The sequence below is a fragment of the Desulfosarcina cetonica JCM 12296 genome (assembly GCF_001311845.1).
Lineage (GTDB): Bacteria > Desulfobacterota > Desulfobacteria > Desulfobacterales > Desulfosarcinaceae > Desulfosarcina > Desulfosarcina cetonica.
In genome coordinates, this window is record NZ_BBCC01000007.1 from 36,883 (window position 1) to 61,027 (window position 24,145).

A 24,145-nucleotide genomic window follows, 5' to 3' on the forward strand; every position below is an offset into this window, starting at 1 on the left:
TCGGCGTTTTAACTAAGTACAAATTTTACCATATGCATGAAGCCGGATTCGAATATCGCACAAGTGATCACTCAATGGTGTCGAATACAGTAATGTATCATAACGAGATTCTCAATTTCATCATCTCAAAACATTCGGGTGCGGTTCGAAGAGAGTTCAAAAAATGTATCCTGTGGTTGATCAATCAGTCAGCCCTACCGATATGAAACGGATCATTAGCTCTTATAACTCTAATGGCAAGCCGCTGGTGTCTGTGATTGTTCCAAATTATAATAAAGAATCTTTTTTGCCCATACGGCTGAATAGTATTTTTAAACAGACCTATCGAAATTTCGAAGTCATCTTGCTTGATGATGCTTCAACGGATGAAAGCATTACTGTCATTGAAAAATATCGCAAGAGATCAGATAAAGTTGCTCATGTCGAGTACAACGATAAAAATAGTGGAGGGGTATTCTACCAATGGGAGAAAGGGTTAAAACATGCCAAAGGGGAGCTCATTTGGATCGCAGAAGCTGATGATTATGCGGATACTGCATTCCTGGAACGAATCATCCCTAATTTAAATGATGCATTGAATGTCAAGATTGGATATGCTCAGTCCCATTTTATTAATTCGGAGGGGGATATTTTCGGAAATCATATCAACGTTCTTCAAGGATTAGATGCACGGTTGTGGAAAGATAACTTTATACATCCTGGCAGACAGTACGTAAAAAAGTTTATGAGAAGGATGAATGTTTTACCTAACGCAAGCGGGATTGTTTTCAGTAAAAGCTTGCTTAAAGATATTGATTGGTCTGAAATTCAAAGTTTTAGCGTCTGTGGGGACTGGATGTTATGGACACAGCTTTTGCACAAAACAAATATCTACTTTCATGCGGATTCGTTAAACTATTTTAGATTCCACAAAGATACCATGAGGAGTAAGAAGTCGAAGGATTTGACAAGAATTCATGAGCACTTGCGTGTTTTAAATTATATTAATGACCATTTTCACCTTACAAATGAGCAGCTAGAGGATGCTGTCAGTGGTTTTTTAAAGGGGCTGAAAAAACACCTAATAGAAAATGGACATGAAAGAAATGAATTGTTGAACCTATTGTTTGATCTAAAAAAGATTAGTAATAATTTATCCATAGCGATTGCGAAACAAGGACAGAATAATGCTGGATAAAATGAGACAAGACAGTATTCGATTCGTGTTATCATTATGGGATGAAGAGCGAGGTGGTTTTAGATTTGCCCATGGTAACGAGGTAACTTTGATGGGCACGGCATATGCGTTACACGCTTTGGAGTTTTTAGGTCATTTGAATCAAGTAACAGATGCAGATAAGAAAAAAATGATTTCATTTATTATGTCTGGTTGTCAAGGTGACGGAACCTTCCGTGACATGCTTTTCAAAGAAGAGATGATAGCTACTCAGGAGCACGATGTAGAATATTTTGAAGGCGAGACAACATGCTTTTGTCAGCAAGCACTTGATATTTTGGGACATATTTCTCCGTCGAGAAAGTTTCCCAAGAAAGTCTTGAGCAAAAAAAAATTACTGTCAGAGTTTGATTCGTACGACTGGAAAAACCCTCACTTAAATTCCAATCGTGTAATGTTTTGGTTGGCTCAATTTGTATTCGAAATAGAAAGACATTCCAGGAATGAACTGATTCCTCTTGTTGATGCTGCGCTGGATTGGATTGATGACAATCAAAGCAAATTGACAGGATTGTGGAAAGGCAATCTTCCTGTCAGCCTATCGGCTGCTATGGCTGGGACTTTCCATTTTACATTCTTCTATTTTTACAGACATCGTCCGCTTCTGTTTTTAAATCGAATTATTGATTCATGCATTAAACTTCAGCGTGATGATGGACTGTTTTCTCGAAACCAGGATGTTGGGCAGACATGCCTGGACTATGATGCATTGGATTTATTGGCTAAAGCTTCCTTAGTGAGCGATTATCGACAAGATATTCTTGACAATGTATTTCAAAAGGCGCGGGAGCCATTGAAAGAGTTATTAAATAGTGATGGCGGCTTTGCCAATTGTAAGTTCAGAACCCTCAAAAATCAAAAGCAGACGTTTGTGGCTAAGTATCACACTGCTGGAGATTTGTTCGTGCGATACTTCGGAAAGCAACTCGTTCTCAACATGGTTTAGAATGCTGGCATTGGTTCTGACTTACAGTGAAAATGAGATCAAAAAAAGTTCCTTTGTCTTTAGAAGACTACCATGGCTCGGATACCACGATATTGATGCCATAAAAAGATCATATAGAGGCAACTCCACCAACAATAAAGCCAATGTTATAAAAGGATTCCAAAACATTAAATTGGTTGAAGGGTTAAACCGTATTTATACAGATAATAATTCGAACGAAATGATTGTAACTTTTGATGTAAAGACGTGCGATCAGACATGGGTACAGATCAACACCGGAACGGAAATATTGAGCGAAGAAATATGTTCGAATTCGACGCTGTTTTTTATGTTCGATATCAACCGAAGTTTTGATATTGAATTGATTAGCGAGGGGTCTTATCGTATTGCCAACTTCGAAGCGATCCCTAAAATAGGATAAGAAAATGCTTTTTGTGTAAGCGTTCACGGGGCGGTTGCTTGAACCAGAGATTAGATCCAGCTCACATCAAATAATGGAGCAGTGGATTAAGCATAGTTGCGTGTTCTCGGTTGGGCTTTGGTCAACAATTTTGCTTCATTCAATCTTTGAACCGTAAATACGTACAATGGATTGCAAAGTCCGGCTGAACGGTTAAACAAATTCAGATATAACGACCTATTTGTTTCGGCTTCTTTGGGAGGGTACCAGGGGGCTCCCCAAAATCCGATATAATCAGAAAATTAATATATGCCGTTTGAGCGGTTCACAATTCAAGCCTCCGGCTTTGTCGGAGGCTTGAATTGTTTACATAATTTGGTGAACTAATGGAACAAATCTACATCGGTACCGAGGACCCCAACAGGTTGAGCAAACGCTGGTGGTCGGCCATCGCAAGGGATGTGCGGGTGGTATTCGCATATCGGCATTACATATACTTCTCCCTCGCCGCAATGCTCAAGGTTCGTTATCAACGGAGCGTTCTGGGGTTTTTCTGGACGGTTCTCAATCCGCTGGCGAGCCTTGTGATTCTCTCAGTTGTCTTTGGCAATATCATAGGCCAGAATATCCCCAATTACCATATCTATCTGTTTTGCGGTATGGTTCCATTCTCATTCCTGCAGCAAACCGTCATGGGTTGCAGCAAGAGCCTGATCACGAGTCAATCGGCAGTCAATCAAACAAACATGCCGCTAATCATCTATCCCTTAATCACGGCATGTTTCCAGTTGGTCGATTTTTTGTGCACTCTGATCGGGGTCTTCATTACTCTTTTATTTATGGGCGGAAAGGTTCATCTCCCCATCGTCCTGATGCCGCTTAACATTGTCACTCTGGCGCTGTTCGCCTTCGGACTTTCGCTGGTGGTTATGACGTTGACCACTTATTACCGGGATGTCGAATACTTTGTCTCCATTTTTTTTCGGGGGCTCTACTTCATCTCGCCGGTGCTGCTGACTCCCAATATGTTGGGAAAGTACAGTTTTCTCATGACTATTAATCCAGTTACCTATTTTCTGAATCTATTTCGGAGCAGCATCTACCATGGGTATTGGCCGGCATCGATAACCTGGCTGATTACCTTGACGATGAGCGTGGCAGCGATGATTGTAGGCTACGCGACTTATAAATGGTTTGAGAAACGATTTATTTTTCATCTATAATGAAAATGGCGCCGCATCGTGATGTCTAAGTTAAAAAGTTCAATTGATATGGAATCGGTTTCCCTGCGTTTTCGATCTTATGGTACCAGCCAAAATGGGAAGGGGCCAAAATTGCTCCGCCGGATCCTGCGCAACCAATACTCTAGATCGGAGGAACGCTGGATTTTTAGAGACTTGACAGTCCACATCACCAATGGCGAGCGCATCGGTATCGTGGGGCGTAATGGTGCCGGGAAATCGACGCTATTGAAGCTGATTGCCGGCGTCTACCCACCCACCCATGGCCGCATCCGGGTCGTCGGCCGGACATCTCCACTGATTGGTTTAGGGGCGGGTATGCAACCCGAGCTCTCTGGCGTCGAGAACGTCATTCTCATGGGGACCATGATGGCGATCCCCGTCGATGAGATGACCCGGCGGCTGAACCCGATCATCGAATTTGCCGGACTGGCAGCCTATGCCAATATGCCGGTAAAATACTACTCATCTGGCATGCGTCAGCGCCTCGCTTTTGCGACGGCAACGGAGATAGCACCTGACATTTTGCTAAGTGACGAGGTTTTTGCCGGCGGTGACGGAGAATTCAAACAGCGTGCCGAAAAACGCATTTCCGACGCTATCGACCAATCCAATATCTTCATCTTTGTCAGCCATAGCACCAATCTGCTGCATACCATCACCCAACGCACTTTATGGATCGAAGCGGGACGGATCGTTGGCGATGGCCCGACCAAGACGATATGCGGCCAGTACACCGATTTTCTCAAGCAAATCAAAAATGGCAGCGTCCCCAGGAAATAATTTCCCAACGCTCCCGAATCGATAAAAAAAATATGACCCATCCATCAACTTTAACCGAAAAGGCTGCCATTACAGCCACAACCGGAATTATGCGTATTTGTCGTGATAATATCGCCAGCCTGCTAACCAACGGCGAACTCTTCTTGGAGGAAGATCGCCTAACGGCTGGCAGTGGTGACGGCCGGTTGACCCTTACCTTTAGAAAGACAGTGTCTTTTCTGAAAGTCGTTAAACGGCTGACTTCAGCTGATTCAGGACGACTAATCCGCTTTCACTATCAGTACGGGCCTCACAATGATTTTACCGACGCGCAAACGATTTCGCTCGGGTATGCCGACGGTGTCCGTCACATCTACTTCTTTAAGTTCGACCCGGCAATCCGAAACCTTGCCTACCTTACCTACGACGGGTGCGGCTCGCTTGTTATCGATAAACTGGAATTCGTTCGGTTAGGCCGCATCACGTATTATTGTCAAAAACTCTGCTATCTCGCATTTCGCCTGGTGGAATTAGCCTATTCCCATCGGGGGCGTTTTATGGACGTCCTCCAGCAGATTAAAAGAGGCGGGATCCGTAATATCCTTCGTAAAGTCAAAGGGCGTATCTTTAGCTACGGCCTACCAGATTTCAGCGGGCTGCCAGATATCGGTGATCCATCGGCGCAGAGGCTCAACCGCCGATATAATTTTCCGGACCATAGCGGTGTGGCGACAGTCAGCAACGTTCAATCATCCTCACCGGGTGCGGCACCCCACTTCACGGTGATCGTTCTCGCGGAAAATGGAGCCACTCTGGAAGATTTGCAGGGTACGCTGACCTCTATCACCCATACTTCATACCCGAATTACGAGATCTTTGTCGGCAGCGGACACGAGAACAGTGAAGTTTTACGGGTGGCAGAGGCCGAAACGGTGGGACGCAATCTATCGTTCCACATTGCACCAGGTGCCGCCCCGGCGTCGATCCTCGACGCATTATTACAGCGAATTGACAGTGATTATTTTATCTTCCTGCTGGCCGGCGATCAGCTCACCGAAAACACCCTGCGACTCCTGGCAGCGCCCAGGACGGTGCACGTATCATCTATACCGATCATGATCACATTACACCGGGCGGGACCTATGCCCACCCGGCCTTCAAACCAGATTTCGATGAGGAACGTCTTTACTCCCACGACTATTTTTCCCGGGCCGTTGCTTTGTCTTCGATATTCATCCAGGGATTGGTGAGCTGTGATGTCCTGCTGAATGAAAACTATCTATACGACTTGTCGCTGCAGTGTCTCTTTTCAGCCCAATCGGTCCCTATTCACTTACCCTATGTACTGTTCCACCTGCATGATCCGTTAAATATCGTAACTGTTACCGCAAATGATGCTCTAAATGCTGCCTGGGTTGAGCGCTGCCAGGTACTTGAAAGACATTTCAAGCGCCATCAGATGGACGTGACCATCCGTCGGGGAAATTTTTTCCCGATTACCCACGTTCTACCGGTGTGGGACGAGAGTCCGCTGGTGAGCATCATCATCCCATTCCGCGATCGGGCTGACCTTCTGGAAACTTGTATCATGTCCATCCTGGAGAAGACCAGCTACCACCGTTTTGAGATCGTCGGGGTGGACAACCGCAGCCAGACGCCGGAAATAAAAGCCCTCAAGGCAGATCTTATACGCAATCATGCGCGAATCCAATTCCATGACTACGACGAACCGTTCAACTATGCAGCTATTAATAATCGGGCGGTGGAATCTTGGTGCCAGGGCGAATTCATTGTTCTGCTTAACAACGATATCGAAATCATTTCGCCGGACTGGATTGAAAGGCTGCTTGACCATGCCCGGCGCCCCGGCGTAGGGATTGTAGGGGCGAAGCTTTACTATCCCAGTGGTGAAATTCAGCATGCTGGTGTCGGCCTGGGGGTTAACGATCTGGTCGCTCATCTGCACCGCGGCTACCCATCGGATGCACCGGGTTACCTGTATGAGCCGCACATCGTGCATAATGTCAGCGCCGTAACGGCAGCGTGTCTGATGATCCGCCGATTACTCTATCAGGAAGTCGGAGGGATGGATGCCGTGCACTTGAAAGTTGCTTTCAACGATGTCGATCTGTGCCTGCGATTGAGAGCGAGAGGTTTCAAGATAATTTATACCCCCCTGTGCCAAGCCAGCCACCACGAATCCGTAACCCGTAAAATTCCGTCGACGCCTGAAGCAAAAGCCCAGTTCCAGTCTGAAGTGGCTTTCATGCAGCGCGCCCACCGACGACTGATCACTGACGGCGATCCATTTTACAACCCGAACCTTGCCCGACACCTGAATACACCTACTGCCGACGTTGCGATTTTGACGATCCGAATGAAAAGCGGTTATGGTGTCGACGTGGTCGTCGATGTCCAGGCTTGCGAACTGGTTCAAGCCGGATACAAAGTGACAGTGTACGCCATTGACTGCGATACGGAGCGATTCGCCGAGCGACCCTATTACCTGGTGAGGATCAATTCAGGGAAATTGGATACGTTTGTCGCAAGGTTGAACACATCGCCGCATACATATATCATCGCTCACTCAACACCGTTTTTCGAGATTCTGCCGCGCATCGATAAGCGCAAGGTGACCATCGCCTATGAACACGGTGACCCCAATCCTGATCTTTTCGACACCCACGAGCGTGAAACACGTCTTGCCATTAAGGCTTACAAACACGACGTCGTCTATGGGAGCTGCAATGCAGTGGTGGCCATCAGCCGTTTCATCCGCCGGGATATCGACTGGCCGGATGCCGTCGTCATTCATAACGGGGCCGACCACCTGCAAAACCGCTGTCCTCCAGCCGACGACGGCGAACCGTCGCCGGCCTTCTCTTCCAGCAAGATCAACATCCTGTGCGTTAGCCGGCTGGGATGCGGCGAATGTAACTACAAAGGCTATGACCAATTCATCGCTTTTAGCGACCTGATCGACACGGATCGCTTCACCTGCGTCCTCTTGGGTGCCGGTACCCGTGCGGACAAGCGCGCAATCGAGCGAGCGGGTATAAAGGTCATTCTTAACGCGTCGGACCGAGAACTTGTTAGAAGCTATCTGGCCTGCGACGTGTTTATCAGCTTCTCCAAATGGGAAGGGTTCAATCTGCCGCTGGTGGAGGCGCAGTATTTCGGCAAACCGGCCCTGGCGTTGGACCACAGCTCTCATCGGGAAGTCACGCCGCTCGTCTTCGACAGTCTGGATCAGATGGCGCAATTTCTAAGCGGCTGCAGCCACGAGGATCTGGTCGCTTACGGCCGTCGCGCCAAGGAGTTCGTTGGCCAATATTTGTGGTCGTCAAATGTTGCACAGCTGCGGCAGTTGATGCACGGTTTGATTTCGGGATTCGATTTTTACGCCGCAGCTGATGGCACGCCAGAGGCACCCCAAACGAGGACCCGCTTTGCCCGGCGCCGCGCCAGCACGATTCGGGAAGGGTATCGATTTGTATCCTCTCCAAAGACAAAATCGATTTCATTCGACCCTGCATCGAGTCGCTAATTCAGCATGTAGACACCCGCCAGGTCGAGATTCTGATCGGCGACACGGGCTCCACCGATCAGTCTGTCATAGAGTTTTATAAAAATCTGCCTGAGGTCGTGCAGGTATTTTATCTGAAGAATTACCATTTCTCCGCAAACAATAATCAGCTGGCTGATTGTGCTACAGGCGAATATCTGTTCTTCCTGAACAACGATACCCAAATCCGGTCGGCCCTGCTACCCAACCTGCTGCTGCCGTTCATCTCCGAAAAGGTGGGCGTTGTCGGCACCAGGCTACAGTTTCCCGACGCCACCCTGCAACACGCAGGTGCCGAGATATTCACGCGAGATCCTTACCGTTACGTCGGCTGGCATCCTTACGCCGGCTTTCCTGCGGATTTTACGGAGCCAACCGGATCAAGGAGATGCCCGGCGTTACCGGTGCGGCGCTCTTGATCCGGCACGACCGTTTTGATGCTGTCGGCGGTTTCGACGAAAGCTACAACGAAGAGTGCCAGGACATGGACCTGTGCATGAAAATCTGGGAGGCGGGCTACAAAGTCGTCTATTACCCCGATACCGATATTATTCATTACGAGAATGGCACCCGGACGATCGGCGAAGACAACAATGATCGGGCAACTTTCAGAACCAAATGGGCCAGGTTTATCGACGGGACGTTTTTCAATAGCGACACCCAGAGCCAGGACTGGGAACTGCACGTCTGTTTATCACTCAACGACGTGCGAAAAAACAAAAAGATCGAACATTTTTTACAAGAAATCGAACCGATCAAAACCAATTTGCGGCTGACCATTAAAACCTCAACTGGCTTGTTGGGCACTGGTAGCTTACCGGAGAGCGCATTAAGGGACGTGCGATACAGGGTCATTAAGAACGACTATGAAGATGGAATAAAATACGATGTCTTCCTATAAAAAAGCTGAAAAATTCCCGCCGACGAATACTATACTCAAAGCGATTGTCTGCGGCTATGAACGAGGAGGCACCACCCTGATCAACGAACTACTGCGTGCACATCCCGAACTGGATTCGGGGTTTGAGTGTGGTTTTTTACTGGCCACTTCTCCGCGTGACTATCTGAATCCTGAATTCAACGAATTCAACGGATCGTTGATTAGAAACGGTTGGAAGATCACACAGGAAGAACTTGTCGATTATATTTGTACGTCGGATAGCTGGTCGACAGCGTATCGACGATTGCGTGAGAAATCCAGGGTTATCTCGGATAAATCGGTCTTGCTTTTCGACAAGACACCAAAGTACCTCTTGCACCTTGATAGTGTTCTGGAAAAGGTACCTGGTGTTCCCTGTATCGTGATCGCCAAGGAGGCCAAGGGGGTTATCTGGTCATGGATTAAAAGGAGCCATTTGACCAGGGAAGCGGCGATAGAGAGCGATCAGCTATTTGCGTATGCCAACCGTTACGTTTCATACTTCAACGGATACAAGCGGGCGATGCGACTATACTCTGATCGTATTCTGCTGATTCATTACGACCGACTATGCCTGCAGCCGCATCGTGAGGTGAAGCGCATCTTCGATTTCCTCGGATTGAACTATTCCAGAAAATTATTGAAATTCGAGCCCAATTACGGTGTCCATGGATCGAAAGTGTCTATAAAGTACATGAATGAGTATAAGGACTATCTGCCTGAGCCGATACTTAACCGGATCGACGAACTGACGAAAAAGGCCTGCTGGGAGTTCGATGAGCCTGACAAAAGCAGAAAGCTTGCGCGATTGGCAGATCGCTGCCTGTCTTCGTTGAAAAACGTGATGAATGCAATCCGATAAATGACGTGCAGCGTAGGGCTTTGATGGTTCAAGGCTATCGAAGGATGCATGACCATGCATGACGGGCGGGTAGACATCCTGTTGGCGACCCACAACGGTGCCCACTTTCTCGACGATATAGTGGTCTCAATTGTCGCCCAGCGGTATCCGTCGTTTGCCATTCTTGTCCGCGATGACGGATCCGTCGACAGTACTTTGAATCGTCTCGCATCCCTTTGCCAAGCTTTTCCTGATCGGATCAGGGTCGTGGAACGGGATGTCCGGTCCCGGGGGCCGGTGCAAAGCTATGCACGTCTGCTCGATCAGTCGACGGCCGACTATGTCATGTTGTGCGACCAGGACGATGTCTGGCTCGAATCGAAAATCGAGCGATCGATGCGGCGGATGAGGCAGTTGGAGGCGGCCTACGGGAAGCAAACGCCAATTTTGGTGCATTCGGATTTAAAAGTCGTCGATGAGCGGCTCGTGCCGATCTGTGACTCCTTTGTTGCCAGCCAAGGCTGAATCCGCGGTGCGTTGATCTCAATCGGTTGCTGGTCAAGAATGTCGTCACTGGTTGTACTATGACCTTCAACCGTTCATTGAAAATCATGGTCGGCGAGATTCCAGGTGAAGCGCGTATGCACGACTGGTGGATCGCTCTGGTTGCGGCTCTGTTCGGTGTCGTTGATTTCATTGAGCAGCCAACAGTGCTGTATCGCCAACATGGCCGCAATCATGTCGGCGCCCGTCCCTTAAATGGGAAGTCGATTCTGACCTGGATGGGCCAGTGGCCTCAGTTGGCCGATGATTTCCGAAAGACCCTATGCCAGACAGAAGTTTTACTGTGCCGCTACGGCGAGGCCATGACCGCTAACGATCGCCGATTGTGCCAGACCTTTCTTTCGCTTCCCTCGGAAACTGCAGCCGGGCGAATCACCACCGTGCTTTCCCATCGTTTTTTCAGTCACGGCCTGTGGCGCACGATGGGACTGATGGCCATTATCGCCACCATGGCGAGGCGGTTTTCCCTCCCCCGCGGCAAAGCCGGTGACCGTTAAACGTCTAAATTTACTAAATTAGTAGCTGTGCTACGATTGAATTGAGAATATATTCAGCATGTTATTTTTTATATGTTGCCTCAAAATCAACATCTCCGATACGGCCGTCTCCGCCGAGGGGATTAAGCCAAGGGCTTCGATTTTCGCTTGAATCGTGAGAAGGAAAAACGCCATGGTGGCGATCATGTCCACAGCTACCTTCTATGCCTTGGTGATCCTTTTGAAGCTGGCATGTGATAACTGGGTTTGGCAAGTATAACCTGTGTCACATAAAACCTAAGTTGGATTACTATAGTTCGGTGGTATGTTCAAACATAAATGGATATGAGTATCACATGACTTTCAAGCAACTCAATTACTTTTTACCGACACAAATTCCGAATGATCGATCCGATTTTTTTCTTGAATTTCCCGCAAATCGTCTCTTGCTGGCACTTCGATACAAATACGGTGTGATAGCGGTTAGTGGTCTTAAATACCGCTGGGGTTTGTTCACAATTCAAGCCTCCGGCTTTTCCAGAGGTTAGTGACTTGCTGAAATTAATTGATTTAATTCAGATGCTGAACTTTAACAGTAAAGGGGACTATTATGGTACCTGAAATTGATAGGTCTCTATTTGATAGGGATGCTATGTTGCTGTGCGGAGACGAGGCATATGTCTCACAGTATTTCCGAGTCGGTAAGCAGGCCTGGGATATTATTCAATGGGCACTGTCTACCTCCAAAGGCAGGAACACCCCCAAAGATATCCTTGACCTACCATGTGGGGCCGGTCGTATTACACGCTGGCTGCGCGCCACATGGCCAGATGCGAGGATATTTGTCAGCGATATTAGCGACGACGAAATGCGTTTTTGCGCTGAGCACTTTTCCGGCCTGCCGGTCAAGGCGCATAATGATTTTAGTAAAATCAATATTCCTTCACATGTTGATGTCGTATGGTGTGGCTCTCTGATCACACATATTGATGCTAAACGAACAAGCCAACTACTGAACTGGTTTATGGAGCAACTGAACCCGGGTGGCGTGCTTATCGCCACAACTCATGGCCGGCAACGGATCAAATTGTTGGAAAAAAGTCCATCAGGTTTATCAGCTGATCAGCTCCATAAGGTTTTATCAGATTACCACGAGTATCAGTTCGGCCATCACGCTTATAATATAAATAGCCAAGGGTACGGTTTCTCACTGACATCATTACAATGGTTGGCATCTTGGATCGAAAACAGAAAAGATGCGAAGTTAATAGCTTTACAAGAAGCCGCGTGGGCTGATCGTCAAGATGTGCTCATAGTTCAGAAAACAACTATTTAAACCTGATATGGTTGAATATTTGTCAACAGAAACACGGATATTTCCCCGAAAGGGGTGAACTGCTTTTTACGAATCCGTCATGATTTACCGTAGAGAGTTAAATTTTGATACTATTTGATGTCATTTATGTTAATTTTAATAGTACTGACTGTCTTATTAACTCAGTTGGTTCAGTGCTTAAGTTTAAGCATGCCGAGGATTTTTTAAATATTATTGTTGTTGACAATCATTCTACCGATCAAATCCACCGAATAAAAGCATTGTATCCAAATATAAAGTTGATTCTTAATCCTAAAAATCGTGGATTTGGTACGGCAGTTAACCAAGCATTAACATGCGGAAGCTCAAAATATATCATCTTGCTCAATCCAGACTCTATTGTTCCTAAAGTTTTTATCAAAGATTGCTTATGCTTTATGGAACAAAATGAGCAAGTTGGAATCATGGGACCCATGGTTCTTAATGCAAATGGAAGTGTTCAGGGATCAGCTAGGAGTTTTCCCACTCCACTGACATCCTTATTCGGCCGAAACTCTCCAATAACTAAATTGTATCCTAATAATTCCATTACTCGCTCGAATATTCTGACTTGGCGAAGTTTCAACAACCAACCCGTCGAAGTCGACTGGGTATCAGGCGCGTGCATGGTTGTCAGAAGGGCGGCTTTGGAGACTGTCGGCGGGTTTGATGAACGTTTTTTTCTGTATTGGGAAGACACTGATCTTTGTCGTCGAATTAAGAATGCCGGATGGAAGATCATCTATTTTCCAAAAATCAAGGTTACCCACTTTGTGGGGAAAAGCAGTAAATATGCTCCTTACCATTCAATTTATCAATTTCATAAAAGTTGCTATTATCTTTGGTCTAAAAATACAAAATTACCATTGAGTATCCTTCTGCCATTTGCATTCTTATCTCTTATGATAAGAGGTCTTATTGCTGTGCTATATCACTACCTCAATTATATTCGATTCAGAATAATAGATAAAAAAGGATACAGTCTTTCATTGAAAAATATTATTTTTAAAATCTATTGTCTATTTGTTATGAAAAAAGGTAATATAAATGAAAAAAGATTAACATCTGATCAAAAAAAAAGTTTTGCATATAATCACCCGACTTATCGTTGGTGGTGCCCAAGAAAATACGATCTATTCTGCGGAATTGATGGATGGAAAAGAATATAACGTTGATGTTTTAAGCGGATCCCAGACCGGACCAGAGGGCAGCCTTATTGAAAATGCAATAAAACGCGGCGTTCGGCTCACCATCCAAGATAGCCTTGTTCGTGAAATCAGTCCACTAAAAGACATTGTTGCCTTTTTGCAGCTGTTAAAATTTATACGGTACAACCGGTATGACATCGTTCATACTCACAGTTCTAAAGCCGGCATTCTTGGACGTTGGGCTGCATGGTTAAATGGGGTTCCAATAATTGTTCATACAGTGCATGGATGGGGATTTCACAGATATCAGCACCCGGTGGTCCGGCAGTTTTATATTCTGGCCGAAAGACTTAGCGCACTTATTACGGACCGATTAATTGCCGTGACGAAAAAAGATATTGAAAAGGGTGTTGCGGCGGGTATCGGCGTGAGAAAACAATATGCATTGATTCGCAGTGGCATCGATTTGAAACAGTTTTCCGTTAATGATTCTCGAAAAGCAGCGATTCGGGCCGAATTAGGGATTCCTGAAAATGCGATCGTAATTGGTACGGTTACGCGGCTATCTGTTCAAAAGGCACCCCATGTTTTTATTGAAACGGCGGCAATCGTCAACGAACGATCTCCGGATACATTCTTTGTCATCGTCGGTGGAGGGCCCTTGCAAGATGAGCTTGAGCGGTTGGCTGAAAAATTAGGTATTAGCGGGCGGGTTTTATTTACAGGGATCAGAGATGACGTTCAGGATGTGTTGCATGCTTTTGATATTTTCATGCTGACCTCTCTCTGGGAAGGCTTGCCTAGAGTTATTCCTCAGGCGATTGCCTCCGGGGTGCCCGTAATTGCCAGCCGGGTAGATGGCAATGCAGAAATTATTAACCATAATGAGAACGGTTTACTTGTGGAGCCAAGAGATGCCAATGGTTTTGCGGAAGATGCCATAGATCTGATCAATAATAGAGAAAAAGCCCTTCGGATACGGAATAATGCGACGAAGAATATTGGCGAATACAATGTTCATAAAATGGTCGGAAATATAGAAGATCTCTATAAACTCGAGTTCTCGAAAAAATAGTACGGAACATTCTGTCGGTTTTGTTTGACAAAGGATGCTGAATATTAAAAAGACTTATGCTCAATCAATGAAAAATTCTTCGGTTCCTGTTTCGGTGATCATCCCTTGTTATAAATGCCAAACCACACTGCGCAGGGCATTGGTATCCATCGAGCGACAAAGTTTACAACCCGCTGAAATTATAGTAGTTGATGATGGGAATACACTTGAAGTCAGACAGCAAATAGTAACAATCTGTACGGAAAGTTCGTTGGCCGATAAAATATTCCTTATTCATTTAGCACCAAGAAGTGGACCCGCTGAAGCCAGAAATGCCGCTTGGAATGAAGCTTCGAATAAGTTTATCGCTTTCTTGGATGCTGATGATGATTGGCACCCAAACAAAATTGAGATTCAGTACCGTTTTATGACGAGCCATCCAGAAATCTCAATATCTGCTCATCAAATTAAAAAACATAAATCAAATGATCAGATTGTTTCATCCGTTAATCGAGCCACTGCTCGTCAAGTGACTTTTCCCAGAAAGCTAATCATCAATGAATTTAGCACGCCAACGGTAATGCTGAAAAAGTCGATACCTATACGTTTTGATTCTGGCAAAATGCACTCGGAAGATTATTTCCTGTGGCTGGAAATTTTGCGTAACGGATATAAAGGCGCTTATATATCGATGACGCTTGCCTATACCTATAAATCTTTTTATGGGGAAGGAGGGTTAAGCAAGGATCTATGGCAAATGGAAAAAGGGGAAATCGATACCTATATAAAGTTATACAAAAAAAGGTATATTCCTTTCCTCATTCTCAACGCTCTCCTCATCCTGTCAATTGCAAAATATCTTCGGCGAGTTATTGTCGTCAAGTTGGACTTATCCAGGCATTGATTGCCAAATCCAAATAGGCGCGAAGTCCACTTGAAAGCCTTCAAAAATATATCTTTCCTTTGGGCAAGCAGCATCAGTGGTGGAGGCCTCGTATTCATTGCGCAAATCCTTTTTGCGAGGCTTCTCACACCTTTTGATTTTGGAATATTATCAACATCACTGGTGTCGGTCACTATGCTCAGTCCCATAGCAGGCTTCGGTATCGGTCCCTTCTGGTTAAAAGTATTCGGCTTAGAAGGATGGCAGGGCAAACGCTGGTTGATTCCTTCCTTACAATTTGTCTGCATTTCAAGCTTGATGGCTGTTATTATCCTCTATTTTTACTCACGCACGGATACCTATTCAGGCAAGAATTCGATTATTTTATGGTTACTGCCTTTAATCTTCGCCTTTGTCATCATCGAACTGGTAACAGCCAGATTACAGCTGGAGGAGCGGTATACGGCGTTGAGCTTGTGGCAGATGATTCCCCAGGCCGGACGTTTGGTGGTCGCACTGGCGGCGATATTTTTCTCGGGGGAATTATACCTAATTGGTGCAGGATTCTTTATCCTCGCATTGGTCATCATCTTCATTGGACTTCCATTTATCATCGGGATGGTAAATAGCAACATGGTACTGGCTGGCCACGATCGGTCCTTAGCCGAATCGGTAATAGTTTCACCAACAATACCGGATGTCTTCCATGAGGCCTGGCCATTTGCTATCGCAGGATTTTCATTTCTGATTTATTTTCAAAGCGATTTAATCCTACTCAGGTGGATGCGAGGTGCGGAAGCGGCAGGCCAGTACAATGCCGCCTATACGATCATGGTGGCCGTCTATATGCTTCCCAGTGTTGTTTATCAGAAATATCTTCTGCCCAAGCAACATCGCTGGGCAGAACACGATCGCGAACGTTTTATCACCGTGTATCGATTCGGTTGTGGCGTCATGCTAATAACCGGATTGATCGTCATGGCTGTTCTTTTAGCTTCTTCTCTCTGGGCCGTACCGCTCGTTTTCGGCAACGCCTATTTTATAGCCGGCCGGATTCTTTTATTATTATCCATTTGCGTGCCCGTGCATTTTTTGGCCACCAGTGTCGGCGGAACCCTGGTAACCCAGAACCATATGCGCCATAAAGTCCGTTATATGGCATTGCCGCCGTTGTGAATATCATCCTGAACATCTTGCTCATTCCTGTCTTCTCGTATTATGGCGCAGCGGCCGCAACGGTCGTCAGTGAGACCTTGATACTGGCTATCTACCTGGTGGCCGTCAAAAAAGGGTGTTTGGAGCTGATGCCTGGCGAGGCTGGACATTGAGATTCAGACCATTCCATCATGAAGATGAAAAGTAACGTCGTAACGTCGATCGTCGATCATGGGCTTTGTGTTGGCTGCGGGATATGCGCGGGTTGCTGCCCTTCCAGTAATCTGACAATGCAGTGGCTGCAAAACGGTGATCTGGCTCCCTCAGTAACGGGTGCGTGTCCCTCACAATGCAGAGTCTGCCTTGATGTGTGTCCATTCGGAGAGCACAGTGCCAGTGAAGACCGGTTGGCGAAATCAATGTTTGAAAATGTCAGCGGTATCACCAACGATAAGGAAATCGGTTATATTCTAAAATCCTATGTTGGATATTCCCGTGTTAAAAAGCAGCGAGAAAGTGGCTCCTCCGGCGGCATCGCGACATGGCTGCTAAAATCACTACTTGAAACAGGTGACGTCGATGCTTGTATTTGCGTCGCGTCTTCTGAAAGTGATGATCGCCTGTTTGCATATCAACCGGTGGACAATGCTCAAACGCTGAAGCGTACCGCTGGTTCGCGGTATTATCCGGTAGACATGGCCAGCATTCTTGCCATCCTGAATGCGCGTGATGTTGAACGCCGCTACGCAATTATCGGTTTGCCTTGTTTCCTCAAAGGCTTGCGCCTGGCGATGGAACGTTTTCCGCGCTTGCAACGGCGTATAATTTATACGATAGGCTTGGCCTGTGGTCATCTGCCGAACCGCTTTTATACCGAATATCTCACCCGTCTTTCTGGACTGAATCCAGCCGATGTGGTTTCTGTGCAGTATCGGCTCAAGACAGGGACGACGCGAGCCGGCAACTATCGTTTTCAGGCGGTTGCAAAAAGCGGTCGGAAGGGGTGGGCCATCCCCTTTTCGAAAATCAATGCCATATGGCAGGATGGCTTCTTTATGTTGAATGCCTGCAACTACTGCGATGACATTTTTGCTGAAGTCGCCGATATCGCTTTAATGGACGCCTGGTTGCCGGAGTACGAGTGTGATCCCAACGGCCACTCGCTGATCGTGGTCAGAAACCCGGATCTTTGTACGGTGCTTGAAAAGGGCCACGAAAATGGCACATGCCGTCTCAAAGCGATTTCCAAGGATAAAATTCTTGAGAGTCAGCAGAGCGTTATCGAAGATAAACGCAAGATGATCACCGGCCGGCTGTATCGCGCCACGATCAAATCCATAAGCGTCCCAACAAAGCGTGCCATTCCAAACGGGCAGGTTTACCGCAAACACAAACGGCGGATCGAGGCACGGTTCAAGGTCCAGTATCGAAGCAAGATGTACTGGTACCTTAATCGACATCGAGATTTAAAAGCATTTCAACGTAAATTTATGTTCACCACCCTGCCTTTTGTCCTTCACCGGGTCTCGGGCAGAGTTCGACGGGTGTTGCGCAACCCCTCAAAGCTGATGACCTTATTAAGAAGATGAAGAAATGATACGGTTTTATTTCACAGGCCAGCGATCCTTTGCCAATCGCGGGTGCGAAGCAATCGTTCGCAGCACGGTGGGCCTGTTGCATCAGGCGTTTGAATCGGTGCAGATACTGATTCCGAGCGACAATCAGACTCGTGACAGCGCACAGTGGCCGGACGCAGCGGGAAAAGGCGTTCGATTTGTTCCGGCCTATTTCCCGTTCTGGTCACGCTACTGGGTTAATCTGCAGCGGCTGCCGTTCGCTTTCCTGAAAAAGGCGGGCTGGCCGTTTATAATACCTCGCAGCATTCGGCAAACGTTTTCTCAGATTGACGCCGTGCTTTCAGTAGGAGGCGACAATTATTCCCTGGACTATCGTTTGCCCTCCCCGTTATTGGGCCTCGACCAAATGGCGATGGATACCGGCAAGCCGGTGGCCTGTGGGGGGCTTCCGTTGGCCCCTTTGAAGCCGAACCTGATTTTGTACCGGTCATTCAAAAACATTTGGCACGAATGCGTCTGATTGCGGTAAGGGAATCGGTATCTGAATTCTATCTTGGCGATACGCTAGGACTAAAGAATGTCCTTCGCATGGTTGATCCTGCATTTACCCTTGTACCGGAAAAAACCGACCTTCGACCATTCTGGCCTGACAAAACCGATTCAGGACTGTTGGGTCTGAATATCAGTCCGTTGCTTGAACGGTATCGTAAAGGCCAGGACGATCTGATCTATGAGATAGCGCATTTTATCAAATTCGTAGTGAACACTCTGGATCTGTCTATTCTTCTCGTGCCGCACGTAATCGAATCGGATGGCTCGACCAGAAACGACGATGCCGCGTATATGCAGGCCGTGTTGCAGCAGACTGGGACTATGCATGGCCGGGTAAAAATGATGGATCCACGGCTCAATGCGGCCCAAATAAAATATGTGGTGGGGCATTGCCGCTACTTTATCGGTGCGCGAACCCACTCGACCATCGCGGCACTGAGCAGTGGTGTGCCGACGATTTCAATCGCCTACAGTATCAAGGCCAAGGGGATCAACAAGGACCTTTTTGGTCACTTGGACTACGTTCTGGAAACGCCGCAATTAAGTGCCGCATCGTTACAGGACAGGATGAAATTGATGATCGCCGGAGAAAGTTCAATAAAGTCGCATTTGGAGCGGAAAATGGGAACTGTGCATCGGCAAATAGAAACGGGGGTACACCGTTTGAAAGAAATGATTCACAGTACAGAAAGCGCTGAGAACTGATTATGTGCGGGGTTGTGGGCTACTATTGTCAGCAGGAAAACGGCGACATGCGATCGTGGATGCCGACCGCCCTGGATCGACTTCTTCCAAGGGGGCCTGATGACGGTGGGTCCTATTTTGATATGGAAGGCCGGCTCGGGCTCGGACACCGCAGACTGTCCATTATCGATTTGAGTCAGGCCGGACATCAACCCATGCAGAGTGCCGATGGGGATGCATGGATTGTTTACAATGGAGAGATATATAACTTTCAAGCGATTCGCAAGCAACTTTATAAACTGGATTACCAATTTAATAGCGACAGCGATACGGAAGTTATTCTGGCGGCCTATCGGCAATGGGGCGCGGCATGCCTGGATCGCTTTGTGGGGATGTTTGCCTTTGCAATTTGGGAGCATTCCAGGCAGAGGCTTTTCTTGGCCCGTGACCGTTTGGGAATCAAGCCGCTTTATTATTTTTTCGACGGACACATTCTGATCTTCGGATCCGAGCTGAAGGCGCTGATGGCGTTCCCTCAATTCCCGCGCGTGGTGGACCCGGATTCCTTTCAATTGTATCTTCATTATCAAGTATATCCCGGCCCCCAGAACTGTCTTTAAACAGACTTTTAAATTGGAACCCGGGCACTGCTTGTTTTTTGATGGAAAGATCTTAAAAAAAGAGCGATGGTGGAACCTGCCACAAAACGAAACCGACGCCTACATCTCAACACAGTGGTCTGAAAGTGAAGCGCTGTCAGCACTCGATGAGGTGCTGACCCAATCTGTGACTGATCGTCTGATCAGTGATGTCCCTTTAGGGGCATTACTCAGCGGTGGCGTGGATTCTTCCGTCGTTGTTGCCCTGATGCAAAAGGTCAACCGCTCACCGGTACGAACCTTCAGTATTGGTTTCGGAGAAAAAGGGTATAATGAAGCGCCGTGGGCCAAAAGAATCGCAAACCACTTGGGCACCAATCATACAGAGCTTTATGTGTCATCTAAAGATGCCCTGAAAGTCGTCCCGACACTTCCTGAAATCTATGATGAGCCATTTGCCGATTCATCTGCGATCCCAACCTTTCTGGTCAGCCGATTAACCCGCTCGGCCGTTACCGTGGCCTTGTCCGGAGATGGAGGCGACGAGCAGTTCGCCGGCTATGTCCGGTACTGGATGACCGAATCCATGGCACGATGGATGAAACCAATACCAATCGGCTTAAGGCGATCGATTAAACGGCTACTTGACAATATTCCGGCAAACTTGCTCCACCATACCTATTCAAGTGTCCGCGACCGACTCCCTCAGCAGCTACAAGTTGAAAACTTTCAGGATAAATGGGGTAAGCTGGTCAGTCAGTTAAGCGAAACCGAATTGGCCGAATTGTATCGGCTGACCGTGTGCATATGGTCGAAAAAAGACGTCCAGCACCTAACCGGCGGGAACATTCCTGACAGCACATACGAACATATCTTCAATGAGACAGACAAGCTTAAACCGATAGTAAGATTGATGCGCGTGGATCAGCACACTTATTTGCCCGACGCCATGCTGACCAAGGTTGACCGCGCAAGCATGGCCGCCAGTTTGGAGATAAGGGTTCCTCTTTTAGATCATCGAGTCGTTGCCTTTACTGCTCGGCTTCCAAGTCATTTCAAATTTCGGAACGGAAAAGGGAAATATTTGCTCCGTAAATTACTGACGCGCTACATTCCGCGTGAGATGGTTGAACGTCCGAAGATGGGGTTTGGCGTTCCCATCGCGCTTTGGCTAAGGACTGAACTGAAAGAACTGATCGCGGACTACCTGTCTCCCGCACATCTGCATCGGGAGGGCCGCCTCAACCCGACCTTCGTAAACGATGTGCTGCAACAGCACATGCGCGGGGCGAGCAACCACCAGCATCGGTTATGGACAATACTGATGTGGGAGATGTGGCGGGAACGTTGGCTATAGTCTGGTGGCGCTTCCTTGCGAATAATCTCTCAATTGCCATCCCAAAGCTTTTAAGCTATTGAACCGTTAACAACGCAACAAATAGATCAAGACGATTGGAGCAATATGCGTATTCTAATCACCGGCGGTGCCGGTTTTATCGGATCTCACCTGGCGGAAAGCTGTCTTGAAAAGGGTGACGAGGTCTATATTATCGATGACTTGTCCACCGGAGACATTAAAAATGTCCGCTTCCTGCAAGATAATCCCAATTATCGGGATCGTCTTTTTATCCATATCAACACCATCTTGAACCACGACCTCATGCTGGAACTAACCGGCATCTGCGATCAGGTCTATCACCTGGCTGCAGCAGTTGGTGTTCAGACGATTCTGGAAAAACCGCTGGAATCCATCATCACCAACATTCAGGGCACTGAAAAAGTCCTTGAAATGTGCAATAAGTTCAAGAAACGGGTGCTCATTGCATCCACTTCCGAGGTGTACGGCAAACACACCCACGCACCGCTGGTCGAGACCGACAACATCATCTACGGCCCATCCAGTAAATTCCGCTGGAGCTATGCCGCGTCCAAACTGATGGACGAATTTACCGCCTTGGCCTATCATCGCAAAAACGGCCTTGAGGTCATCATTACGCGCCTGTTTAACACCGTCGGGCCGCGTCAGACCGGTGCTTATGGGATGGTGATTCCGCGCTTCGTTGCCCAGGCTCTGAGAAATGAGCCCATTACGGTATATGGCGATGGCAGCCAAACCCGCACGTTTACTTATGTGAAGGATGTGGTTGATGCCTTGACGAAACTGATGGCATCCAATGCCTCCATCGGGGAGGTGTTTAACATTGGCGGTGTGGAAGAGATCTCCATTTTGGATCTGGCCAACAAAATTATCGCGATGACCGCATCGACGTCCCGTATCCAACTGATTCCCTATGATGAGGCGTTCGGAAAAGACTTCGAGGATATGCAACGTCGGGTGCCCAGCACGGAAAAACTGGCGCAAGTGATCGGCTCGGCACCGGATAAAAGTCTTGACTTTATTCTCAATCAGGTTGTTGACTTTATTAAAAACCAGTAAAGAGGGGATTCCCAAACAACCATGAGCGACAGAGAGTACTCCGACTATCATGGTGGTAAATGCATAAACCTGTTGGTGGACCCGGAGCGGTCTGCACTACTAAAAAAGATTTCCACCGAGCTTCCAAGCATTGCCATCAATGACCGACAGTTGTGCGATTTTGAGCTTTTGACGACGGGTGCCTATTCACCACTTGCTGGCTTTATGACCCGAAGCAACTACGAGTCGGTTCTTGATCGGATGAAGTTACAGGATGGCACCATCTGGCCAATGCCGATCTGCCTGGATGTGTCCGAGATTGTGGCGCGGCCGCTGGAGGGCGGCCAGTCCGTCGTGATTCGTGATTCCGAAGGTTTTTTGCTGGCCATCCTGCATGTTGAAGATATCTGGAAGCCGGACAAGGCAAAAGAGGCAGAGCTGCTTTACGGAACGACAGATAAGAATCATCCTGGTGTTGCTAATCTATTGAATGCTACCGGCGACTTCTATGTGGGCGGATCGCTGGAAGTGATGAATTTACCCTTGCATTTCGATTTTAAACAATTGCGCATGACACCGCCCGAGGTGCGGGGGATGTATAAAAAACTCGGGTGGAAACGTATCGTCGGATACCACACCACAAACACCCTCCACCGGTCTGAGTTCGAGATGGCCATTGGGGCGATGCGCAAAAGCCAGGCCAATCTACTGCTGATGCCGGGTGTAGGAATTTCCGGTCCCGGTGATTTCGACTATTACACAAGGGTACGCTGTTACAGGCATGTCCTCGGTTATTTCCCTCCTGAATCTGTGGTAATCAGCCTTTTACCAAATTCTACACGACAGGCCGGACCACGTGACGCACTTTTACAGTGCATTATTGGTAGAAATTACGGGTGCACGCATTTTATCATCGGGCCAAGACACGCCGATCCGAAATCCAAAAATGGTGAAACCCCTTATTATGATAGTGATGATACCCAGGCCTTGGTGACCGAGCTGGCCGGCGACCTTGGTATGGGCGTGGTTTCCTCCAAGGAATTAGTCTACCTGCCGTTTGAGGATGAATTTGCCGTAAGGGATGAACTCGGAGAGGGTGTGGAGAACTTTAGCCTTTCGAGCCTCGACATCCGTGACAGGATTCGCGCGGGAAGGAAAATTCCCAGTTGGGCCACGTTTCCCGAGATTGTGGGCGAATTGAGAAAAGCGTACCCACCGCCTTCCAAACAGGGGTTCACCATTTTTTTCACCGGCTTGTCCGGTGCAGGCAAGTCAACCATCGCAAAAGTAATTTATGCAAAAATGCTGGAAATTGGCAAACGGCCGGTAACTCTTTTGGATGGTGATATCGTGCGTCAGAACCTTTCCAACGAGCTTTCTTTTTCAAAAGAGCATCGTGACATCAATGTGCGGCGCATTGGATTTGTGGCCAGTGAAATTACAAAGAATCGCGGCGTGGCCATTTGTGCGCCCATCGCGCCATACGCAGCCACACGTGCGGAGATTCGCGCCAACATCGAAGCCCTTGGTGGGTTTATCGAGGTCCATGTGGCTACGCCATTGGAAATTTGCGAAAAACGTGACAGGAAAGGCATGTACGCCAAGGCCCGAGCAGGTCTCATCAAGGGATACACGGGTATTGACGATCCCTATGAAATCCCCGAAGCTCCAGAGGTTCGGGTGGATACCAGTGGGAAAACGCCGGACGAAGCCGCTCAGGAAATTTTGATTTTCCTGGGGCAGCGACGGTTTATTTAAAGCAGCCAAATACTGTCGTCACAGTCAGTACCTAT

General features: G+C 47.5%; 23 protein-coding genes. All 23 read left to right on the forward strand.

Annotated features, from left to right (window positions below):
* Nucleotides 1–163: 163 nt before the first annotated feature.
* The 23 genes from JCM12296_RS02775 to JCM12296_RS02885 all read left to right on the forward strand — a co-directional run bounded on the left by JCM12296_RS02775 (nt 164) and on the right by JCM12296_RS02885 (nt 24,110).
* The gene (locus JCM12296_RS02775; protein WP_083455746.1) at nt 164–1,177 is read left to right on the forward strand and encodes a glycosyltransferase family 2 protein; all 1,014 of its coding nucleotides are present in this window, start codon (nt 164–166) and stop codon (nt 1,175–1,177) included.
* Nucleotides 1,167–2,162 (forward strand): prenyltransferase/squalene oxidase repeat-containing protein, encoded by a 996-nt coding sequence (locus JCM12296_RS02780; RefSeq protein ID WP_054689524.1) that lies wholly within the window; start codon nt 1,167–1,169, stop codon nt 2,160–2,162. The genes JCM12296_RS02775 and JCM12296_RS02780 overlap by 11 nt, the downstream gene beginning before the upstream one ends.
* A gap of 786 nt (nt 2,163–2,948) precedes the next feature.
* Nucleotides 2,949–3,785, forward strand: a complete 837-nt coding sequence (locus JCM12296_RS02790) for an ABC transporter permease (protein ID WP_054689528.1) — start codon at nt 2,949–2,951, stop codon at nt 3,783–3,785.
* A 111-nt stretch (nt 3,786–3,896) separates the two neighbouring features.
* The gene (locus JCM12296_RS02795) at nt 3,897–4,586 is read left to right on the forward strand and encodes an ABC transporter ATP-binding protein (protein WP_172683739.1); all 690 of its coding nucleotides are present in this window, start codon (nt 3,897–3,899) and stop codon (nt 4,584–4,586) included.
* A 32-nt stretch (nt 4,587–4,618) separates the two neighbouring features.
* The gene (locus tag JCM12296_RS02800; protein WP_157067323.1) at nt 4,619–5,815 is read left to right on the forward strand and encodes a glycosyltransferase family A protein; all 1,197 of its coding nucleotides are present in this window, start codon (nt 4,619–4,621) and stop codon (nt 5,813–5,815) included.
* Nucleotides 5,812–8,112 (forward strand): glycosyltransferase, encoded by a 2,301-nt coding sequence (locus JCM12296_RS02805; RefSeq protein WP_157067324.1) that lies wholly within the window; start codon nt 5,812–5,814, stop codon nt 8,110–8,112. Before JCM12296_RS02800 ends, JCM12296_RS02805 begins: the two co-directional genes overlap by 4 nt.
* Nucleotides 8,112–8,549 (forward strand): glycosyltransferase, encoded by a 438-nt coding sequence (locus JCM12296_RS35760; protein WP_246803942.1) that lies wholly within the window; start codon nt 8,112–8,114, stop codon nt 8,547–8,549. The genes JCM12296_RS02805 and JCM12296_RS35760 overlap by 1 nt, the downstream gene beginning before the upstream one ends.
* Nucleotides 8,519–9,031: a glycosyltransferase family protein gene (locus JCM12296_RS02815; protein WP_054689538.1), complete on the forward strand. Its 513-nt coding sequence runs from the start codon at nt 8,519–8,521 to the stop codon at nt 9,029–9,031. The genes JCM12296_RS35760 and JCM12296_RS02815 overlap by 31 nt, the downstream gene beginning before the upstream one ends.
* The gene (locus tag JCM12296_RS02820; RefSeq protein ID WP_054689539.1) at nt 9,018–9,911 is read left to right on the forward strand and encodes a sulfotransferase family protein; all 894 of its coding nucleotides are present in this window, start codon (nt 9,018–9,020) and stop codon (nt 9,909–9,911) included. Before JCM12296_RS02815 ends, JCM12296_RS02820 begins: the two co-directional genes overlap by 14 nt.
* Nucleotides 9,912–9,959: 48 nt before the next feature.
* Complete coding sequence (locus JCM12296_RS02825) at nt 9,960–10,415, forward strand: glycosyltransferase (protein WP_083455749.1); 456 nt, start codon at nt 9,960–9,962, stop codon at nt 10,413–10,415.
* Nucleotides 10,416–10,441: 26 nt separating this feature from the next.
* Nucleotides 10,442–10,951: a glycosyltransferase family protein gene (locus JCM12296_RS02830; RefSeq protein ID WP_157067325.1), complete on the forward strand. Its 510-nt coding sequence runs from the start codon at nt 10,442–10,444 to the stop codon at nt 10,949–10,951.
* Between the two features lie 589 nt (nt 10,952–11,540).
* Nucleotides 11,541–12,266: a class I SAM-dependent methyltransferase gene (locus tag JCM12296_RS02835; protein WP_054689548.1), complete on the forward strand. Its 726-nt coding sequence runs from the start codon at nt 11,541–11,543 to the stop codon at nt 12,264–12,266.
* 104 nt (nt 12,267–12,370) lie between these two features.
* Nucleotides 12,371–13,453, forward strand: a complete 1,083-nt coding sequence (locus JCM12296_RS35765) for a glycosyltransferase family 2 protein (RefSeq protein ID WP_172683740.1) — start codon at nt 12,371–12,373, stop codon at nt 13,451–13,453.
* Nucleotides 13,434–14,507: a glycosyltransferase family 4 protein gene (locus JCM12296_RS02840; RefSeq protein ID WP_083455751.1), complete on the forward strand. Its 1,074-nt coding sequence runs from the start codon at nt 13,434–13,436 to the stop codon at nt 14,505–14,507. The genes JCM12296_RS35765 and JCM12296_RS02840 overlap by 20 nt, the downstream gene beginning before the upstream one ends.
* Before the next feature lie 34 nt (nt 14,508–14,541).
* Nucleotides 14,542–15,390, forward strand: coding sequence for a glycosyltransferase family 2 protein (locus JCM12296_RS02845; RefSeq protein ID WP_083455752.1), 849 nt, complete (start codon nt 14,542–14,544; stop codon nt 15,388–15,390).
* A gap of 30 nt (nt 15,391–15,420) precedes the next feature.
* Nucleotides 15,421–16,545: an oligosaccharide flippase family protein gene (locus JCM12296_RS02850; RefSeq protein WP_172683741.1), complete on the forward strand. Its 1,125-nt coding sequence runs from the start codon at nt 15,421–15,423 to the stop codon at nt 16,543–16,545.
* 398 nt (nt 16,546–16,943) lie between these two features.
* Nucleotides 16,944–18,113, forward strand: coding sequence for a Coenzyme F420 hydrogenase/dehydrogenase, beta subunit C-terminal domain (locus tag JCM12296_RS02855; RefSeq protein WP_054689558.1), 1,170 nt, complete (start codon nt 16,944–16,946; stop codon nt 18,111–18,113).
* 4 nt (nt 18,114–18,117) lie between these two features.
* Nucleotides 18,118–18,621: a hypothetical protein gene (locus tag JCM12296_RS43305; protein WP_054689562.1), complete on the forward strand. Its 504-nt coding sequence runs from the start codon at nt 18,118–18,120 to the stop codon at nt 18,619–18,621.
* Entirely contained in the window at nt 18,591–19,358 is a 768-nt protein-coding gene (locus tag JCM12296_RS02865; protein ID WP_246803943.1) for a polysaccharide pyruvyl transferase family protein, read from the forward strand. Before JCM12296_RS43305 ends, JCM12296_RS02865 begins: the two co-directional genes overlap by 31 nt.
* Before the next feature lie 59 nt (nt 19,359–19,417).
* Nucleotides 19,418–19,957, forward strand: a complete 540-nt coding sequence (locus JCM12296_RS02870) for an asparagine synthetase B family protein (RefSeq protein WP_172683743.1) — start codon at nt 19,418–19,420, stop codon at nt 19,955–19,957.
* A 13-nt stretch (nt 19,958–19,970) separates the two neighbouring features.
* On the forward strand, nt 19,971–21,293 hold the full coding sequence (locus tag JCM12296_RS02875) for an asparagine synthetase B family protein (protein WP_246803937.1): 1,323 nt from the start codon (nt 19,971–19,973) through the stop codon (nt 21,291–21,293).
* 105 nt (nt 21,294–21,398) lie between these two features.
* Nucleotides 21,399–22,373 carry a GDP-mannose 4,6-dehydratase gene (locus tag JCM12296_RS02880; RefSeq protein WP_054689574.1) on the forward strand — a complete coding sequence of 325 codons (975 nt, stop codon included), beginning with the start codon at nt 21,399–21,401 and terminating at the stop codon, nt 22,371–22,373.
* Between the two features lie 21 nt (nt 22,374–22,394).
* Entirely contained in the window at nt 22,395–24,110 is a 1,716-nt protein-coding gene (locus JCM12296_RS02885) for a bifunctional sulfate adenylyltransferase/adenylylsulfate kinase (RefSeq protein ID WP_054689577.1), read from the forward strand.
* Nucleotides 24,111–24,145: the final 35 nt, after the last annotated feature.

Coding starts and splice junctions, on each gene's coding strand:
- JCM12296_RS02775 (WP_083455746.1), top strand. CDS start 164: ATGTATCCTGTGGTTGATCAATCAGTCAGCCCTACCGATATGAAACGG.
- JCM12296_RS02780 (WP_054689524.1), top strand. CDS start 1,167: ATGCTGGATAAAATGAGACAAGACAGTATTCGATTCGTGTTATCATTA.
- JCM12296_RS02790 (WP_054689528.1), top strand. CDS start 2,949: ATGGAACAAATCTACATCGGTACCGAGGACCCCAACAGGTTGAGCAAA.
- JCM12296_RS02800 (WP_157067323.1), top strand. CDS start 4,619: ATGACCCATCCATCAACTTTAACCGAAAAGGCTGCCATTACAGCCACA.
- JCM12296_RS02815 (WP_054689538.1), top strand. CDS start 8,519: ATGCCCGGCGTTACCGGTGCGGCGCTCTTGATCCGGCACGACCGTTTT.
- JCM12296_RS02820 (WP_054689539.1), top strand. CDS start 9,018: ATGTCTTCCTATAAAAAAGCTGAAAAATTCCCGCCGACGAATACTATA.
- JCM12296_RS02825 (WP_083455749.1), top strand. CDS start 9,960: ATGACCATGCATGACGGGCGGGTAGACATCCTGTTGGCGACCCACAAC.
- JCM12296_RS02835 (WP_054689548.1), top strand. CDS start 11,541: ATGGTACCTGAAATTGATAGGTCTCTATTTGATAGGGATGCTATGTTG.
- JCM12296_RS02840 (WP_083455751.1), top strand. CDS start 13,434: ATGGATGGAAAAGAATATAACGTTGATGTTTTAAGCGGATCCCAGACC.
- JCM12296_RS02845 (WP_083455752.1), top strand. CDS start 14,542: ATGCTGAATATTAAAAAGACTTATGCTCAATCAATGAAAAATTCTTCG.
- JCM12296_RS02855 (WP_054689558.1), top strand. CDS start 16,944: ATGTTTGAAAATGTCAGCGGTATCACCAACGATAAGGAAATCGGTTAT.
- JCM12296_RS43305 (WP_054689562.1), top strand. CDS start 18,118: ATGATACGGTTTTATTTCACAGGCCAGCGATCCTTTGCCAATCGCGGG.
- JCM12296_RS02870 (WP_172683743.1), top strand. CDS start 19,418: ATGCCGACCGCCCTGGATCGACTTCTTCCAAGGGGGCCTGATGACGGT.
- JCM12296_RS02880 (WP_054689574.1), top strand. CDS start 21,399: ATGCGTATTCTAATCACCGGCGGTGCCGGTTTTATCGGATCTCACCTG.
- JCM12296_RS02885 (WP_054689577.1), top strand. CDS start 22,395: ATGAGCGACAGAGAGTACTCCGACTATCATGGTGGTAAATGCATAAAC.